Source organism: Anaerostipes stercorihominis (assembly GCF_057535655.1).
Map to the genome: position 1 here is coordinate 173,222 of NZ_BAAJCL010000001.1, position 16,791 is coordinate 190,012.

The 16,791-nt window shown below is 40.1% G+C and carries 16 protein-coding genes and 2 pseudogenes; 5 read left to right on the forward strand and 13 right to left on the reverse strand.

Going from position 1 to position 16,791, the window contains the following annotated elements; genetic code table 11:
• Nucleotides 1-115: 115 nt before the first annotated feature.
• Entirely contained in the window at nucleotides 116-1,126 is a 1,011-nt protein-coding gene (locus AC27EF_RS00840; protein ID WP_487108276.1) for a GGDEF domain-containing protein, read from the reverse strand.
• Between the two features lie 153 nt (nucleotides 1,127-1,279).
• On the opposite strand from AC27EF_RS00840, the gene AC27EF_RS00845 reads away from it, so the two are divergent.
• A complete protein-coding gene (locus AC27EF_RS00845) occupies nucleotides 1,280-1,600 on the forward strand; it encodes a helix-turn-helix transcriptional regulator (RefSeq protein ID WP_487108277.1) in 321 nt (106 codons plus the stop codon).
• Between the two features lie 54 nt (nucleotides 1,601-1,654).
• Here AC27EF_RS00845 and AC27EF_RS00850 read toward each other — a convergent pair whose 3' ends face one another.
• Nucleotides 1,655-2,296 carry a glycoside hydrolase family 25 protein gene (locus AC27EF_RS00850; protein ID WP_487108278.1) on the reverse strand — a complete coding sequence of 214 codons (642 nt, stop codon included), beginning with the start codon at nucleotides 2,294-2,296 and terminating at the stop codon, nucleotides 1,655-1,657.
• A gap of 167 nt (nucleotides 2,297-2,463) precedes the next feature.
• Here AC27EF_RS00850 and AC27EF_RS00855 point away from each other — a divergent pair, with 167 nt between their 5' ends.
• The gene (locus tag AC27EF_RS00855; RefSeq protein WP_487108279.1) at nucleotides 2,464-3,033 is read left to right on the forward strand and encodes a TVP38/TMEM64 family protein; all 570 of its coding nucleotides are present in this window, start codon (nucleotides 2,464-2,466) and stop codon (nucleotides 3,031-3,033) included.
• Between the two features lie 90 nt (nucleotides 3,034-3,123).
• Here AC27EF_RS00855 and AC27EF_RS00860 read toward each other — a convergent pair whose 3' ends face one another.
• Nucleotides 3,124-5,238 (reverse strand): DNA topoisomerase III, encoded by a 2,115-nt coding sequence (locus AC27EF_RS00860; protein ID WP_487108280.1) that lies wholly within the window; start codon nucleotides 5,236-5,238, stop codon nucleotides 3,124-3,126.
• A gap of 15 nt (nucleotides 5,239-5,253) precedes the next feature.
• On the opposite strand from AC27EF_RS00860, the pseudogene AC27EF_RS00865 reads away from it, so the two are divergent.
• A pseudogene (locus AC27EF_RS00865) lies at nucleotides 5,254-5,493 on the forward strand (metallophosphoesterase); the annotation flags it as partial.
• A gap of 24 nt (nucleotides 5,494-5,517) precedes the next feature.
• On the opposite strand, the gene AC27EF_RS00870 reads toward AC27EF_RS00865, so the two are convergent.
• From AC27EF_RS00870 to AC27EF_RS00890, 5 genes and pseudogenes are all read right to left on the reverse strand, one after another.
• Nucleotides 5,518-6,918, reverse strand: coding sequence for a uracil-xanthine permease family protein (locus AC27EF_RS00870; protein ID WP_487108281.1), 1,401 nt, complete (start codon nucleotides 6,916-6,918; stop codon nucleotides 5,518-5,520).
• A gap of 28 nt (nucleotides 6,919-6,946) precedes the next feature.
• Nucleotides 6,947-7,201: a hypothetical protein gene (locus AC27EF_RS00875; protein ID WP_487108282.1), complete on the reverse strand. Its 255-nt coding sequence runs from the start codon at nucleotides 7,199-7,201 to the stop codon at nucleotides 6,947-6,949.
• A gap of 14 nt (nucleotides 7,202-7,215) precedes the next feature.
• Nucleotides 7,216-8,589 carry an aldehyde dehydrogenase gene (locus AC27EF_RS00880; protein WP_487108283.1) on the reverse strand — a complete coding sequence of 458 codons (1,374 nt, stop codon included), beginning with the start codon at nucleotides 8,587-8,589 and terminating at the stop codon, nucleotides 7,216-7,218.
• A 194-nt stretch (nucleotides 8,590-8,783) separates the two neighbouring features.
• Nucleotides 8,784-8,870, reverse strand: a pseudogene (locus AC27EF_RS00885) (DNA-binding response regulator); the annotation flags it as partial.
• A gap of 494 nt (nucleotides 8,871-9,364) precedes the next feature.
• Nucleotides 9,365-10,495, reverse strand: a complete 1,131-nt coding sequence (locus AC27EF_RS00890) for a DUF362 domain-containing protein (RefSeq protein WP_487108284.1) — start codon at nucleotides 10,493-10,495, stop codon at nucleotides 9,365-9,367.
• 157 nt (nucleotides 10,496-10,652) lie between these two features.
• Between AC27EF_RS00890 and truA the strand changes: the two genes are divergently transcribed.
• Nucleotides 10,653-11,417 (forward strand): tRNA pseudouridine(38-40) synthase TruA, encoded by a 765-nt coding sequence (truA, locus tag AC27EF_RS00895; RefSeq protein ID WP_487108285.1) that lies wholly within the window; start codon nucleotides 10,653-10,655, stop codon nucleotides 11,415-11,417.
• On the opposite strand, the gene trpS is transcribed toward truA, so the two are convergent.
• The 5 genes from trpS to AC27EF_RS00920 all read right to left on the reverse strand — a co-directional run bounded on the left by trpS (nucleotide 11,409) and on the right by AC27EF_RS00920 (nucleotide 15,524).
• Nucleotides 11,409-12,470 carry a tryptophan--tRNA ligase gene (trpS, locus tag AC27EF_RS00900; protein WP_487108286.1) on the reverse strand — a complete coding sequence of 354 codons (1,062 nt, stop codon included), beginning with the start codon at nucleotides 12,468-12,470 and terminating at the stop codon, nucleotides 11,409-11,411. The genes truA and trpS overlap by 9 nt on opposite strands.
• A 90-nt stretch (nucleotides 12,471-12,560) precedes the next feature.
• Nucleotides 12,561-13,952 carry an MATE family efflux transporter gene (locus tag AC27EF_RS00905; RefSeq protein ID WP_487108504.1) on the reverse strand — a complete coding sequence of 464 codons (1,392 nt, stop codon included), beginning with the start codon at nucleotides 13,950-13,952 and terminating at the stop codon, nucleotides 12,561-12,563.
• A gap of 190 nt (nucleotides 13,953-14,142) precedes the next feature.
• Nucleotides 14,143-14,361, reverse strand: a complete 219-nt coding sequence (locus tag AC27EF_RS00910; RefSeq protein ID WP_487108287.1) for a DUF6465 family protein — start codon at nucleotides 14,359-14,361, stop codon at nucleotides 14,143-14,145.
• Between the two features lie 61 nt (nucleotides 14,362-14,422).
• Nucleotides 14,423-14,941 carry a phosphatase PAP2 family protein gene (locus AC27EF_RS00915; protein WP_487108288.1) on the reverse strand — a complete coding sequence of 173 codons (519 nt, stop codon included), beginning with the start codon at nucleotides 14,939-14,941 and terminating at the stop codon, nucleotides 14,423-14,425.
• A 175-nt stretch (nucleotides 14,942-15,116) separates the two neighbouring features.
• Nucleotides 15,117-15,524 (reverse strand): hypothetical protein, encoded by a 408-nt coding sequence (locus AC27EF_RS00920; protein WP_487108289.1) that lies wholly within the window; start codon nucleotides 15,522-15,524, stop codon nucleotides 15,117-15,119.
• Nucleotides 15,525-15,938: 414 nt separating this feature from the next.
• Between AC27EF_RS00920 and AC27EF_RS00925 the strand changes: the two genes are divergently transcribed.
• Entirely contained in the window at nucleotides 15,939-16,595 is a 657-nt protein-coding gene (locus AC27EF_RS00925; protein ID WP_487108290.1) for a tyrosine-type recombinase/integrase, read from the forward strand.
• The last annotated feature ends 196 nt before the right edge of the window (nucleotides 16,596-16,791 follow it).

Sequence of the window (16,791 nt, forward strand, 5' to 3'; positions counted from 1 at the left end):
AACAATACGTATATATCTTAGTTTTGTCGGCATAAAATAGTGACACCATTGTATCACGACGGCGCTTTCTTGTCTCCACAAAAACAAAGAAGTCCTTTCCTGGACTTCTTTATACTCAAATCGTTTCAATTTTTCTTATCATCTGATTTTGATCCTGTGAATGTTTTACTCCATATAACACCTGGTCTGCTTTCTTATATAGCTTCTGAAAGGAAATCCTTCCCGATCCAAAAACTCCTCCAAATGATAGAGAAGACTGACTTTTTGTATAATACGTCTCAATCTCCTTTTCATACTCAGCATTCATCTTTTGTAGTTTTTCTTCCATAATTCTAAGATCATTGCATGGATACGCAAAAATCACAAACTCATCTCCACCCAGACGAAATATAATATCCGATCCCCGGAAAGAATTTCTCATAAGCTGTACTGTGTACTGTAAAACCTTATCGCCCTCTTGATGTCCATATATATCATTGATCTCTTTAAAATGATCTATATCCAGCACTAAAAACACATAGGACGTTTCATCATCCAAAGCCTTTTGAATCAAAGCTTCTCCACTTCTGCGATTGTAAACCCCTGTGAGCGGGTCCCTAACCGCATCATTTAACATTGTCAGAAATACATCCTGCGCCTCATACCCTGGCTGATCCAGTTCATAGGAATTATTTTTATATTCCCGAAAAATTTTATCAAAGAATTCTTCCGGCAAATATGCCTCTGATAAAAATAAGAGAGAAAGCCGGTATTGTTCTTCCTCTTTGAAAAACCCTGCAGTAACATTGATGCAATATGGACCATCGCACCTCCCCGCACTCTTTTTATGAATCCATATGGTCCCAAAGCATTCTATAAACGTTTCTTGTCGGCAGACCGCTGTAAAATTTTTTATTTCATAATCTGTTACCATCCCAAAAACTTCTTCTTTCGACAGACTCCTTTGCGCTGCTTCTTTCTTGCCCTGTATCACGTTTTCGCGGACCATGCCAACCGCAAAAAAATTATCTGTTATTTGGGGAAGAATTTTCTGAAAATCATTTTCTATAAAATATGAGAATAAAATTTCATTCAGCTTCTGAAACACAATATCCTCATCTGTTATTTCCGATCTGTAATACCCCATACCGTTCCTCCACAATCGCAAATATTACGTATTATAAGATGAAATAACGCAAATAATATGCATTATATTTGATTTTTTCAAAATTATAACATATTATATCCGCACTGTCCAGAAAATGATTTTGATATTCTATATCATAGGAGGAACGATCATATGGACAAAGAATTTATCCGTAATCGGATTACTGAGCTGAGGCTTAAGAAGAACATCTCTGAATATCAGATGAGTTTAGATCTTGGACAAAACCGAAGCTACATTCAGGCAATCTCCTCCGGCAGAGCCTTGCCTTCTATGGTCCAATTTTTAAAAATCTGTGATTATTTTGAGATCACTCCTCTGGAATTTTTTGATTCCGATGCCGTCAATCCTCAACTCTTGAGAAAGGCAATGAATGGCATGAGAAAACTAAGCGATGATGATCTTATGCTTCTGATTGGCCTGATTCATCGACTTGCAGCAGACGAGACGAAATGATCTTTTCAAAATACACCCCCGCAAAACTTTTTAGTTTTGCGGGGGTGTAAGAGGCTACTCTCTCATTTCATAGTTTTTATAGCTATAGTTTAAATCTACATATCCTCGAATTCCCCGAACTCTTCCCCGATCCGTATGCTGCCACATTTGCACGTCTGCAGCTCCTTTGGTATGTGCATATCTTGCCAGCCAGAATTCATATTCTTTCAATCGCTCTCTGTCATAATATTCATCCAAATCTGAAAGATCCGCATAGTACATAGCATGATATCCTGCCTTTTTAATCTCCTTTAAAAATTCTTCTGTTAAATCTGTTACAAGTTCTTTTGTGACTTCTACCCCTTGTTCTTTCGCATAGCGAACAGAATCCTCTTCAAAATCAAAGGCTACCGGATATTCGATCCGATGCCGTTTTATCATCCGAAGACAATCTCTTGCTTCCTGTCTTGCCATTTCTTTTGTGTAGGCATAGCTAAACCAGTAAGCTCCTGCCGGAATCCGGTAATGGTTGCATTCTTTTATATTTCTTTCAAATTCCTGATCTATATGATCTCTTCCAAACCCTGCCCGAATCATAGCAAAATGAATTCCATCCTTTTTCACCTTTCCCCAGTGAATGGTTCCATCCGCATAGCTTACATCAATTCCTTTGATTCGCATAGAAAACTCCTTTTTATCTACTTTATTCAAGTTCATCTTTTTCGTCCATGAAAATTTTTAAGCTGCCGCTCCGATGCATCTTAAAAATTATTGTTTATTGTGACACAAATGTAAGAAAGCTGTAAGGAATATCTATGGAATCTGAAATAAAACTATAGTACAATAAATTCAGAAACAATAATTCACAAAGGATGGTAGGATTTATGAACAGTAAAACAATCAAATATATCACCAACGGAACCACCGTATTCTTTCTTAGTACTATGATTCTCTTTGCAATTTACGGGATACAAACCGGATTATTTACTAATAAAGAACAGCTTCAGTTACTGATTTCCAGCGCCGGATACTGGGGACCGGCTCTTTTTATCCTAATTCAGTTTCTTCAGGTGGTATTTCCAATTGTTCCCGGAGGAGTTACCTGTCTCGCCGGCGTCTTCATGTTCGGTCCGTTCTGGGGCTTTCTATACAGTTATCTGGGCATCATTGCCGGATCTTTTACAAACTTTTATCTGGCAAGACGTTACGGCAAAACGTTTGTAAAAAAAATTGTCGCACCTGACGTCTATGAAAAATATATGGACAAACTAAACAGCGGCAAAAAATTTGATATTTTCTTTGCGGCAGCAATTATTCTTCCATGTGCACCCGATGATGTTCTATGTCTGCTTGCAGGTCTCACCCGAATGTCTTTCTTTAAGTTTGCGGTCATTCTCTTGGTCGGACGACCTGCATCCTTAATTTTTTATAGTATCACCGGATATTTTGTCTAAAAGAAAAGCGCTGCGTATTGAGGTGCCCCCAAATTAGACCCAAAATCTAACGATTGGGAGATCGGTTCAATATGCAGCGCTTTTTTCAATTTATAATTTAATTTTTGCCAAAGCCTCGGCAAATCCCTGATTGACTGGCTCATTCGCCTCTTTTTGCTGTTTTTTCAAATAGCGTGCCACTTCTTTTTTGCTCATACCGACTCCCTGCTTTTGCTTTCTTTCTTTAAAAGCCGATAATTTTTCTTTATGCCCGCAGACACATACAAATTTTTGCTGCTCTCCTTCTCCAACCATCTCCATCTTTTTATGACAGACAGGGCATCTGGCGTTGGTAAACCTTGATATGGTTTTTTTATACCCACAGTTGCGGTCCTGACATACCAGACGTTTGCCATGCCTGCCATTGACCGCAAGCAAAAACTTTCCACACTCCGGGCATTTATGACGAGTCAAATTTTCATGACGAAATTTTCCATCGGATGTTTTTATATCCTTTATCAAACAATTCGTATACTGACGAATTTCATCCATAAAAACTTGTTCACTCTGTTTTCCTTTGGAAATATCTGCTAATTTTTTCTCCCAGTCTGCCGTTAAATCTGCTTGTTTCAAGTCTTGCGGCACTAATTCAAGAAGCTGAATTCCTTTGGAAGTAATAAAAATCTCATTTTCTTTCTTTTCAATCAGAGCGCTTTTAAACAATTTGTCCATAATATCTGCTCGCGTAGCAACGGTTCCAAGTCCTTTTTTATCCATCTGCCCAATTAAGGTCCCTTCCGTATATCGGCTGGACGGATGCGTCTCTCCCTCTGTCCTTGCAACGGAATCAATTGGATATGTTTTTCCTTCTTCCGGTATTACAGGAAGTTTTGATCTTAGATTTTCTTGCGAATCCTCCGTCTCCTGACAAACTGCTCTCCAGCCCGGATGTTTTAATACAACAGCACAAGCCCGAAAAGATTCCTCAGCAATCTGTGCCTGAATCTGTATTTGCTCTAAAACTGCCGGTTCCGACAAAACAGCCAAAAACCGCCCGACGACCATATCATATATTTTCCGCTCTTGTGCATTTAACGATGTCAGAGAAGCATATTGCTCTGTGGGAATAATCGCATGATGATCTGAAACTTTTTGATCGTTTATAAATCTTTTGCTTGGCAAGATATTTTTGCGCAGCAGCGCAGCCGCCGTTTTTTTGTAATTCCCGGTCTGACATGCTTTGATACGGTCTCTCAAAGTATCCGTCATATCGCTGGTTAAATATTTAGAATCGGTTCTTGGATATGTTAGAATTTTATGATGTTCATATAAACTCTGCATCAAATTCAATGTTTGCTTCGGTGAAAATCCATAGCGTTTGCTTGCATCTTTTTGCAGCGTTGTCAAATCATAGAGCTCCGGCGCATAGGTTTTTTTCTCTTTCCTGAAGACTCTTTTTATAAGAATCTGCTGTCCGCGTATCTGTTTTCCCAACGCTTCTGCCCACTCCCGATCAAAAATCCTTTGATTTCCTTTCGCATTTTCCCACACAAAATTGATTCCTGCAGCAAACACTTTCCATCCGTAGTACTTTTGTGCCTTAAAATTTTTTCTTTCTTCCTCTCGCTCCCAAATCATTGCCAATGTCGGAGTCTGTACTCTTCCGCACGAAAGCTGCGCATTGTATTTACAGGTCAGCGCTCTTGTGGCATTGATTCCGACCAGCCAGTCTGCCTCCGCCCTTGAGCGGGCTGCCCGAAACAGATTTTCATATTCTTTTCCCGGTCTTAAATGTGCAAATCCATCTTTAATAGCTTTATCTGTCACGGAAGATATCCACAGCCGATAGAGCGGTTTCTTGCTACCGCACATCTGCAAAATCCATCTGGCTACAAGCTCCCCCTCTCTTCCTGCATCTGTTGCAATGATAATATCTTTGACATCACTTCGCCCGATTAATTTCTTTACACTCTGAAATTGTTTGGACGTTTGCCGAAGAACTGTAAGTTTCCATTGTTTTGGCATCATTGGAAGTACCTCAAGATCCCACTCTTTATATTCTTTTCCATATTGTTCCGGATCTGCAAGAGATACCAGATGCCCCATTGCCCATGTTACAATATATTCTTTGCCTTCGATATAGCTATGCGCTTTCTTTTCACATCCGAGAACTCTTGCCAGATCTCTTCCAACCGAAGGTTTTTCTGCTAAAACCAATCGTTTCATTTTTCATAGTCCTTTCTGCACATACTTTTTAAATACGATTCGATTACATTCTACTGTCAAAAATTATTCCGCGCCTTCCAAAGAGAAAACCCGCAGAAGCTTCTGTTACCGGGAGATCTCCTCTATCACGGTTCAAGAAATGATCTTCCAAAAGATGTAATCCAACAGCTAAATAAATATTGTCAGCACATCCTCTGCGTCAGAGGCAATTGTGATGCAAAGGTCGATCAAATGGTCTTATCCTTTCCGATTTTAAATATTTCCGATAAGGAAAACTTTTTACTGTTCCTCTTTCTTGGGCAGCACCAGACTTAAAATTAAGGATACAACAAACACACCTGCAACCGCGTTCCCGTTAAATACATCGCCTACTTCTTTTGGAAAGGCGGAGAAGAAATTGCCGGAAGTCTGTGTCAGACCCACACCAATACAAAATGCAAGAGATACAATAATCATTGTGCGGTCATCAAATTTACACTGCTTTAACATCTTAATTCCTTCATACATAATCGAACCAAACATCATGACCGTACATCCGCCCAACACAGCCTGAGGAAGCGAATTAAAAAAAGCTCCCAAAGGAGGGAACAGCGATGCTAAAATTAAAATCAGCGCTCCCATGAAAATCGTAAAACGGTTAATCACTCTTGTCATTGTCACAAGCCCCACATTCTGGCTGAACGATGTCAGCGGAAGACATCCAAAACATCCTGAAATTGCACTGGAGAAACCATCCACCGCCAAAGACCCCTGTAATTCTTCCATTTTAATATCCCGATCCAAAGCTCCGGTACAGACCGCCGTTGTAGCTCCGGTTGTCTCAGCCGCAGAAACTAAAAACACAATGGCAATGGTGAAAAACGCTCCAAGATCAAATACCGGCTTATGACTTGTAAAAAATACCAGTTTCGGAAGACTGAACACTCCCACCTCTTGAATGGTTTTAGAAATTCCGGAGAAATTAATCATCGGCGCAACTTTCGTCACAGTAAAAACCACAGATAATAAATATCCGAAAATCAATCCAACTAAAATATTCAGATTCTTATATACTCCTCTTAAAAGATACCGCGAAACCAGACACACAATTAAAGTAAACGCACCCACCAAAAGATGATACCACGCCCCAAAATCTTGTGCTCCACTTCCTCCGCCCCAGGAATCCATCCCTACCGAAAGAAGCGAAAGACCAATGGCAATTACAACACATGCAGATACAACCGGAGTCAGAAATCGTTTCCAATAGCGAGCACTCAATCCAACCAGCCCTTCAAAAATACCTCCTGCAATCACTGCGCCAATCATCCCTTCATACCCAAGCTTCGGATTGGTGCAGATAATCAGTAGGCTTCCAAGGAAAGTAAAACTGACCCCCATTACAATGGGTAGCTTTGATCCGATTTTCCAAATAGGATAAAGCTGTAGGCAGGTCCCGATTCCTGCCGCAAACATCGCACATTGCAGCAATTGCGTAATTTCAGCAGAACTTAAATGACTGTCGGTTCCTCTGACCAATGCCGCGCTGCACACAATCAAAACCGGCGCCAGATTCGCAACAAACATTGCCAGCACATGCTGAAGCCCAAAAGGAATCGCTTTTGCAAGGGGCACACGTCCATTGAGTTTGTAAATATTATCGACATAAACCTCTGTTACTTTTTCTTCTTTTGCATTTTTCATCTGTTTTGTCCTCTCTCTTCCTTTCCACTTATGCTCTTATGATATCGTCAACGCAGTCAAAGGGAATTCCCTCATTTTCACCATCATCTCGATGTACATGAACAATGTCATCCTCTTCTGTATATCGTGCAAATTCAATCTGCATAAAAATACCCTTAATTGTTCTCCCATCCAGTGTTGACACAATTACATGGTCATTTTGAGAAATAAATACTTCTTCTTGATTTCCTTCAATATCTTCTTTTATCAGTTTGACTCCCGGCAAAACGCTTTTAAATTCCATGTCATTCTCCTTTGTTAAAATTTTAAACATAATTTCATAAGCCGCTCTTTCCCCTTACTGTACGGCATATAGCGAATCGGAAAATCCAGATGTCCCACTTTCTTTAAAACACTTTTTTTATGTGTAAAGGTATCAAAACTGTCCTTTCCATGATAAGAGCCCATGCCACTTTGTCCGACCCCTCCAAATCCCATAGAAGAGACTGCAAGATGGACCACCGTATCATTTACGCATCCTCCGCCGTAAGACAACCGATTCATAACATCCCGTTCTACTTTACCATCTTTCGTAAACAAATACAATGCCAAAGGCTTGGGTCTTGCCTGAATCATTTTTTTTGCTTCTGAAAGTGCATTGTACGTTAAAATTGGAAGAACCGGTCCAAAGATTTCTTCCTGCATGACAGGATCCTCTTCCTTTATATCAGTTAGAATTGTTGGTGCAATCTTTCTGCTCCTACAGTCTCCGTATCCGCCTTCCGCAATGATTCCATGATTCATAAATTTCATTACCCGGCAATAATGCTCCTTATGAATCATCGCAGGATAATCGGGATTTGACAACGGATTTTCTCCAATCAGCTTTTGAATCCAATAGCGAAGATAAAAAATTAGTTCTTTCTCAATCTTCTTATCTGCCAGAATATAGTCCGGCGCCACACAGGTCTGACCGCTATTTAAAAATTTTCCAAATACAATTCTTTTTGCCGCCAAAGAAATATCCGCACTCCGTTCCACAATACAAGGGCTTTTTCCTCCAAGTTCCAAGGTCACAGGAATCAGATTCTTCGATGCCTTTTCCATCACAAGTTTCCCCACTTTAACACCGCCTGTAAAAAAAATGTAATCAAAATTCTGATCCAAAAGTCGCCGGCTTTCCTTTCGTCCGCCCAAAATAACGGTTACATAGGATTCCATAAATGCTTCTTTGATCACGGTTTCAATCACTTTGGCTGTATGCGGAGCATATTCCGACGGCTTTAGCACACAGCAGTTTCCGGCAGCAATTGCGCCTGCCAACGGCTCCAGAGATAATAGAACCGGATAATTCCATGGAGCCATAACAAGTACGGTGCCATAGGGTTCTTTGATTCGATAACACCTAGATGGAAACTGCGCCAGGGGAGCTGATACTCTCTCCGGGCGCATCCATTGTCTCAGATGTTTCTTTAAATACTTGATTTCCCGATATAACATTCCAATTTCTGTCATATAAGACTCAAACGGGGATTTATGCAAATCACGGTGAAGTGCCTGAATGAGCTGCTTTTCATATTTTTTCACAGCATTTTCCAGTCGGCATAAAGCTTTGATGCGAAAAGAATCGGAATGTGTTTTTCCCGTATTATAAAACCTCTTTTGCTTTGTGATTATTAATTCTGTTTTCAAATTCAATTCTCCTTCTTCCTATATACTACGACATCCTTCTTTCTATAGTATTGCCAATCATTTTAAAATGCAAAAAAATCCTGTTCACAGGATTCTCCGCCCTTTCCACACCCTCCACGTTTCCGGCTCGACCGTCACATCATCAATCACAATCTGCCGGGAAACTCCTTTGGTATTCTCCCCTTATTCGTCAATCGTTGGTATCTCTTTAAGTGAGAACGTACTCTTGCAACCAGCTGGGACGGATCAAAGGGCTTTGTAATATAGTCATCTGCGCCAAGCCCCTTCGGCAACATTCCAAGAAGCGCTGCCGAAGAAGATACAATCGAATTTCCAATTTCACCATTCCAAAGAAAAACAGCTTCGCAAAATAACAAAATTCCCAGAGGAACAATCAACATGCTGGTAAATCTCGTCACTTTCTTCATGGAATCCAACAACTCCGAATGAACCCTTTTTTCTTCTTTCACCTCATTCATCAGTCTTTTTGCCTTTAATTCCTGAGAAATTCCTATAATAATATTCAGAAGGATAATAAAAATAAAAAGAAGATTCGTATACGCACCTGCTGCAAAAAGCAAAACTGCAATCGTAAGATTTAAAAAATTAAATAATGTACATTTATTTTCCCGAAAGATTGCCGCTGTGCTTTTTGTTATCTGAGGAGCCTCATAACCGCCTTCTCCTCGCTGTTTCCGCAGCAAAACCTCTTGTTTTGATAATCCAACCTTATGTTCCGCGGGATCAACTGCTTAATTCCAAGTTTCGGTCTCTGCTACTTTATAACAATCAGTTCATAGGTTCTCAACCCAATCCCTATTTTTTCTGCATGCTCCAAGCATGTTTTGTATTCAGAATCCGGTGTGCTGTTCTTAAAATGATCATAATGATCATGAAAATCCCTTTGTTTCATATGATCCGATAACTGGCTGTTGGGAAGAGGCTCACACTGCAGACATGCATCCACACACGCCTGGTCCAATGCCAGAGGATCAAAAGAAGCAAACATTCCAATGTTCGGAAGAATCGGGGCATCATTCTCACTGTGACAATCACAGTTCGGCGATACATCCATTACAAGAGAAATATGAAAATTCGGACGTCCGTCAATCACTGCCTTGGTATACTCTGCCATTCTGCAATTCAAATCTTTCACAGCAGCCCACTCTGCAAATGCAATGGCATCAAAATTACATGCGCCGATACAGCGGCCGCAGCCCACACAAAAATCTTTATGTATTGACATTTTCCCGGTCTCTTCATTGAAAGTCAATCCATGATTTGCACATTCTCTCATACAGCGCTTACATCCTCTGCATTTCTCTGGATCAATACTCGGTGTTCCATTGGAATGCTGATCCTTCTTCCCGGCTCTGGAACCGCAGCCCATTCCAATATTTTTAATCGCTCCCCCGAATCCAGTCATCTCATGACCTTTAAAATGAGAAAGGCTAATAAAAATATCTGCGTCCATAATTGCATGGCCGATTTTTGCTTCTTTTATATATTCTCCGTTTTTTACCGGCACGAGAATATCGTCTGTCCCCTTCAAGCCATCGCCAATTAAAATAGGACATCCGGTAGTTAATGGCGTAAACCCATTTTCCCATGCACACTGCAAATGTTCCAATGCATTTTTACGACTTCCCGGATACAGCGTATTACAGTCCGTCAAAAACGGACGGCCTCCCAGCTCTTTTACCACATCCGCCACCGCTTTGGCATAGTTGGGCCGGAGAAAACCAAGATTTCCAAGTTCCCCAAAATGCATTTTTATTGCTACAAACTTTTGCTCCATATCGATCTCGCCGATCCCTGCCTTTTTCAAAAGACGTTTTAATTTCAGCGGAAGTCCCTCGCCAAGTTTCGTACGAAAATCTGTAAAATAAACTTTTGATTTTTCCATAATGCCCTCCGATCTTTATTTTTCTTTTATCATAACATGTTTTTTTACTTTTTTATATATTTTTTTCACCTCCTAAGGCTTTCTTTGCATGGAAGTGTATTCCATAGATTCCCCTGTTATGATATGATAAAGAAAAAAAGAAAGGTGAACATATTCCATGAACCGCAATATCAGATTACTCATCGAATACGACGGCTCCCGCTATCAGGGCTGGCAGCGTCTGGGAGAAAGCTCCAAAGCCAAAACAATTCAGGCAAAGCTTGAAGCTGTTCTCTGTGAAATGACCGGAGAAACCATCTCTGTCATCGGATCTGGCCGAACAGATGCCGGAGTTCATGCCTGTGGGCAGGTAGCAAATTTTCACACAAACTGTACCCTTTCCTGTAAAGAAATCAAAGCCTACCTTACCCGGTATCTTCCTTCCGATATTGGAATCCACTCTGTTTCTGAAGTTGGAGAACGCTTTCACAGCCGATTGAATGCCAAACAAAAGACTTATCTCTATCGGATCTCTCTTCCGCAGGTTCCAAATGTCTTTCAAAGAAAATATCTTTGGTACTTTCCTGAAACATTGAACCTTGAAAAAATGCAGGAAGCCGCATCACTGCTTCTTGGCGTTCATGATTTTCAGGGATTTTCTTCTGTCAAAAAAACAAAAAAATCCACTGTACGCAGGCTTTATGAAATATCCATCCGAAAAACCTCTTCTGAAATCCAAATTACTTATATTGGAAACGGCTTTCTTCACCATATGGTCCGCATTCTTACAGGAACTCTCGTAGAAATCGGATGCGGAAAAATGAAACCTGCCCAACTTCAAAAAGTTTTTGAAACCAAAAAAAGAGAAGATGCAGGAATGACTGCACCTCCTCAGGGATTATTTCTTATGCATGTAGAATATGAACAGGATCACTTATCTTAACAGATTATCATTGTCAAAATAATCAATCTTCATAGCATGACGGACATTTCCAAGTGTCTGTCCTGCTTTTTCTCTCGCTTTCCTGCTTCCTTCTTTTAAAATCTCATAAACTTCCGGAAGACGCTGTTCCCACATCTTTCGGCGCTCTCTAATCGGACGCAGCTCTTCCTGAATTACCTGATTTAAGAATTTCTTAACCTTCACATCACCAAGTCCTCCGCGCTGATAATGTGCTTTCAGTTCCTCAAGACCGCTGTATTCCGGAAGATACTCTTCAAAGTATTCCTGTTTGCAAAATGCATCCAGATAAATAAAAACAGGATTTCCTTCCACTTGTCCGGGATCCTGCACCCTCAAATGATTCGGATCTGTAAACATGGACATGACCTTCTTCTTGATATCTTCCTCTTCATCGGATAAATAAATACAATTCCCAAGAGATTTGCTCATCTTTGCCTTTCCGTCAATTCCCGGAAGACGCAGGCATGCTTCGTTATCCGGAAGAATAATCTGCGGATCAACCAAAGTTTCTCCGTACACAGTATTAAATTTGTGGACAATCTCTTTGCACTGCTCCAACATCGGAAGCTGATCTTCTCCTACCGGAACTGTCGTCGCTCCAAAAGCTGTAATATCCGCCGCCTGACTAATTGGATAGCAAAAGAATCCCACAGGAATACTTGCTTCAAAATTGCGCATCTTAATTTCTGATTTCACTGTCGGATTCCGCTGTACACGGGATACCGTCACCAAATTCATATAGTAAAATGTCAATTCCGTCAGCTCCGGAACCATAGATTGTATAAAAATCGTACTTTTTTCCGGATCCAAACCACAGGCCAAATAGTCCAGAGCCACCTGCATAATATTTTGACGAACCTTTTCCGGATGTTCTGCATTATCCGTCAGTGCCTGGGCATCTGCAATCATAATATAGATCTCGTCATATTGATTGGAATTTTGCAATCTTACTCTTTCTTTCAATGAGCCTACATAATGTCCTACATGTAAGCGTCCTGTAGGGCGGTCTCCTGTTAAAATTACCTGTTTCATTCTTCTCTCCTTTTCCAAGCGTTCCATTTCGGCACTGATTTTTTCATCCAATACCTCTGGTTTTTATTGTAAATTTAAATCTTGCCGGTGTCAATCTTCTTTTTTATGGCTTCTTGTAACATCTCTGAGCCATTTAAAACTGCGGTATCGAATGGCCGTAATCGGTATTTTCAAAAGCTCATCACTCATCAAAAGCACATAGACTGCCGGAACACTCCATCGTAAGACAAAGGCTGCCACTGCTCCGAGAAAAATAGAACATCCCCACATGGTACACACATCTAGGATCAGTCCAAACCTTGTATCGCCTCCGGATCGAAATACTCCTACCACCATCGTTGTATTAAACGATTGCGCAACCACAAAATATGACATCACAAAAAACATCATCTGCAGATAGTATTTTGCCGTTCCCGTTAATGAAAGAAATGTCGTTGCAATCGGAGAAACCAGAAGAATCAAAACACCTCCCGTAAGCCCCATAGCAACACTTAATATAAGAAATCTTTTCGCATATGCCTTAGCATAAAGAAGTTTTTTCTCTCCAATGGTTTTTCCAAGATAGATCGCCGCCGCACTTGCCAGACCAAAAGAGACGACCGTCGCCAGTTGTCTTGCCACCTGCGCCACAGAGTTTGCCGCGACTGCCGCACTTCCCATATGTCCTAAAATAGCTGTATTCGCTGATGTTCCAAGCCCCCACATGACCTCATTCAACACCACCGGAAGAGAATACCGAAGAAAATCCTTTACCAAAACAGTATCCAAATGTATAAAGTATGTCATTTTGAAGGTTACGTCCCGATTGAAGATTTTTGCATATCCGTACACAAGGAGCAGTTCTAAAAATCTTGAGATCAGCGTGGCAAGCGCAGCCCCCCGAATCCCCATCACCGGACACCCCAACAAACCAAAAATAAAAACTGCATTTAATATCACATTACATACAAACGATGCCAGATACACAACCGTTGCCACAATCACGCGCTCGATACTTCGCATCACATAGAGATATACATTGGTAATTCCCATGACAATATAAGAAAATCCGACAATCCTCAAATATTTTATTCCTTCCTCAATCACCTGAGGGTCATTTGTAAAAATTCTCAACAGCAATTCAGGAACAAACAATGCCGCTAAGGTGAATACAGCAGTCACCATCACAGCCGACCGAATTCCAAGGGCTAAAATCTTCTCGATAGCTTCCCGATCGCCCTTTCCCCAATATTGTGCCGTTAACACCGTGGCTCCAGAAGTCAATCCAAATAAAAATAAAACCATAATATACTGAATCTGACCCGCAAGTGAAGCTCCGGACAAAACCGTCTCGCTAACTTTTCCAAGCATTACAACATCTGCTGCCGTGACGCCTACATTAATCAAATTTTGAAGTGCCATAGGCACCACAAGCGCAAATACCGTTTTATAAAATCTTTTCCAATCAATATTTAATTTTTTCTCTTTCTGCTGCTTTAACATCATAAACCTTTCCGAAAATCACCGGAAGCGCCAAAAGGCACATTCCGGGATTGTAAGTAATTGCCAAGGTCTCGGGCAAGCCCGGACTTTAGCTCATCGCTATCACAAAAAACCGGAATGCATCATCAAACATCCCGGCTTTTCTGTGTTTTGTTTTCATTTTTTCAGTGCTATCTAAAATTATAGAAGTTTACTGAATGATTAATGCCTCTTCATTGCTGAACTCTTCTTTATCTTTTGTTACAGCAACATAGTACACACTTCCATCCTCCGGCTTGTAATAAATATTCAATTCGGAAATTTTATTCATCCTGACCCCTAACGTCTTCAATTCTTCCTTTACAAGCTTCTCTGTATCTTTCACATTAACATTATGCTCCTGATACTGTACCTCGATTTTTGTTTTCATAATTCTCCCTTTCACTTCAAATCGTTTACATTATCTATTATATACTGTATTTCTTTAAGATTCAACTGGTAATCTTATTTTGTACCAAACGACCTGCAATCACTCCCGATAGAATTCCGATCACAATTCCTCCCAGCACATCGGTTGGATAATGCACGTATAAATACAGTCTGGAAACTGCAATCAATACTGCCAGCACCAGCGCCGCTTTCCATAATTTTCGATTCCCGGCTATATAAAGCGCTGTCACACTGGCAAACGATGCAGCCGTGTGACCGGAAGGAAACGAATAGTCTTTTAACGGCTGAACCAACAATGTAACGGTTGTATTGATATCATAAGGACGTACTCTCGCAACCAATGGTTTCAAAATTACATTGCATAACACTGCGTCTACTACCAACGCAAACAACAGATACCAGCCTGTCTTTCTTGTCTTTGGAAGAATCAGCAAAATTGCGGTAAGAACAATCCAAATGATCCCCGCATCGCCCAGTTTTGTTATTCCCGTCATAATAGAATCCAAGATCGGATGATGTATCTTTTGAATCATGTTCAAAATCTCTAATTCAATCCCCATAAAATTTTCACCCTTTCTGTGTTTGGTATTTTGCAGCCATTATACCATACCTGATTCAACATCGTCTATACAACAGATTCTTGAGTTTCCGCAAACTGTAATTCAAAAATGAATAAGTATTCCCAAAGTCTCTACCTGATGACTTTTTGAAATAATCAGAATGGCAGTTCTGTGATTAGATGCACTTTAATAAGCCCCGCTGAAACCAGACTTTGGGAGATGTATTTTTCCTCTGCTTAAACAACCAGCTTAAGGCAGAGCTGACGGTATGCAGGACGTTTTGTCCGGAACCATAACCTGACGCCTTGCCCCGGTCCATGACAAAGGTTACTTTTTGGAATAATGCAGCTGCACGCTCCATAGCCGAAAAGATAATGCTATTGATGGATGTAAAATTTTTTTCATTTGAAGAATGGATTCTTGAAAACAGACTGACTGGATGATTGCTGTTGGAAGCAAGAATGCCATAATTCATGTCAGCGATAAACTTTCGTTCGGGTTTGGGAAGCATTCTGGAAATTTTATTGGAAAAATTTAAAATTTCCCGTTTCATTTGATAGGTTTTTGATGTAAAATTGACCATGAGAAATCTCTGGAGACCATTCCGTGTACAAGTTTGTGTTGGTAAAAACTTCCATGATCGACCAATTTATAAATCTCTGAAGCCTCAATCCTCTTTTGAAACCTACAACGATGCATATGCTGCTCTGGTTGAATTTCATAAAAATCCTTACGATCTTGATTCTGATCTAACTATTGAACAGCTTTATGAAAAATAGATCGCCTGTTATTTTGAAACTTTGAGTAATCCATCTAGCGAGCGAACGATTAAATCTGCTTGGAACTACTGCTCTGCCATTTATAACATGCGTGCCAAAGACCTACGAGCAAGACACATTAAAGGTTGTATGGAAGAAGGAACCTACATAATTAATGGAAAAGAAAAGCACCCATCTCCCACTACGAAAACAAAAATAAAATCTCTATTCAATTTAATGTGGGTTATGCCGAAGAATATGAACTTGTTGATAAAAATTATGCTAGAACTTTCAAACTGTCAGATGATATTATTAAAGATATCAAGAAAGAAAAGAAAGATCATATTGACTTCACAGATGAAGAAATGCAGAAATTATGGAATAATTTGTATGACGTTGACTATGTAGATGTGTTGCTGATTCAATGCTACTCCGGTTGGCGTCCGCAGGAGTTAGGCTTGCTAAGAATAGAAAATGTAGATTTACAAAATTGGTTTATTACTGGCGGTATGAAAACCGATGCCGGAAAAGATCGTGCAGTTCCAGTTCATCCCAAAATTCGCACCTTAGTAAAACATCGTTACCAGGAAGCCTTATCTTTAGGAAGTGAATACTTAATCAATTGCACTGATACAAAGACTCACAGAAGCAATCTAAAACTTACATACGATAAATACCGTCACAGAATTGATAAGATTGTTGAACAGCTAGAATTAAATCCTGATCATCGTGCTCATGACGGACGTATCCAGTTTGCAACAATGGCAAAAGCCGCCAATGTAAATGAATATGCCATAAAACGTATCATGGGACATAAAATAAAAGACATTACAGAGAATACTTATACCAAAAGGAAAAGAGAGTGGCTTATGGAAGAGATATTAAAAATTAAATAATTTAAGCAAAAAAGAGCCAAGATATGATATATATTCTTGACTCTTTTTATGTATTCACTTGTAGCAACGAATTGTAGTAATATTGTAGCAATGTTGTAGTAACAAATCACTTTTCACTGCTTTTTACCACTTTTATCGTTCCTAAAAACCACGTATTTATGCGGTTTTTTAGAATTTTCCTTCTTTAGCGGCTTCC

Bases quoted from the DNA above. Each gene is read 5' to 3' on its own strand.
- AC27EF_RS00840 (WP_487108276.1), bottom strand. From the start codon at position 1,126: ATGGGGTATTACAGATCGGAAATAACAGATGAGGATATTGTGTTTCAG.
- AC27EF_RS00845 (WP_487108277.1), top strand. From the start codon at position 1,280: ATGGACAAAGAATTTATCCGTAATCGGATTACTGAGCTGAGGCTTAAG.
- AC27EF_RS00850 (WP_487108278.1), bottom strand. From the start codon at position 2,296: ATGAACTTGAATAAAGTAGATAAAAAGGAGTTTTCTATGCGAATCAAA.
- AC27EF_RS00855 (WP_487108279.1), top strand. From the start codon at position 2,464: ATGAACAGTAAAACAATCAAATATATCACCAACGGAACCACCGTATTC.
- AC27EF_RS00860 (WP_487108280.1), bottom strand. From the start codon at position 5,238: ATGAAACGATTGGTTTTAGCAGAAAAACCTTCGGTTGGAAGAGATCTG.
- AC27EF_RS00870 (WP_487108281.1), bottom strand. From the start codon at position 6,918: ATGAAAAATGCAAAAGAAGAAAAAGTAACAGAGGTTTATGTCGATAAT.
- AC27EF_RS00875 (WP_487108282.1), bottom strand. From the start codon at position 7,201: ATGGAATTTAAAAGCGTTTTGCCGGGAGTCAAACTGATAAAAGAAGAT.
- AC27EF_RS00890 (WP_487108284.1), bottom strand. From the start codon at position 10,495: ATGGAAAAATCAAAAGTTTATTTTACAGATTTTCGTACGAAACTTGGC.
- truA (WP_487108285.1), top strand. From the start codon at position 10,653: ATGAACCGCAATATCAGATTACTCATCGAATACGACGGCTCCCGCTAT.
- trpS (WP_487108286.1), bottom strand. From the start codon at position 12,470: ATGAAACAGGTAATTTTAACAGGAGACCGCCCTACAGGACGCTTACAT.
- AC27EF_RS00905 (WP_487108504.1), bottom strand. From the start codon at position 13,952: ATGTTAAAGCAGCAGAAAGAGAAAAAATTAAATATTGATTGGAAAAGA.
- AC27EF_RS00910 (WP_487108287.1), bottom strand. From the start codon at position 14,361: ATGAAAACAAAAATCGAGGTACAGTATCAGGAGCATAATGTTAATGTG.
- AC27EF_RS00915 (WP_487108288.1), bottom strand. From the start codon at position 14,941: ATGGGGATTGAATTAGAGATTTTGAACATGATTCAAAAGATACATCAT.
- AC27EF_RS00920 (WP_487108289.1), bottom strand. From the start codon at position 15,524: ATGGTCAATTTTACATCAAAAACCTATCAAATGAAACGGGAAATTTTA.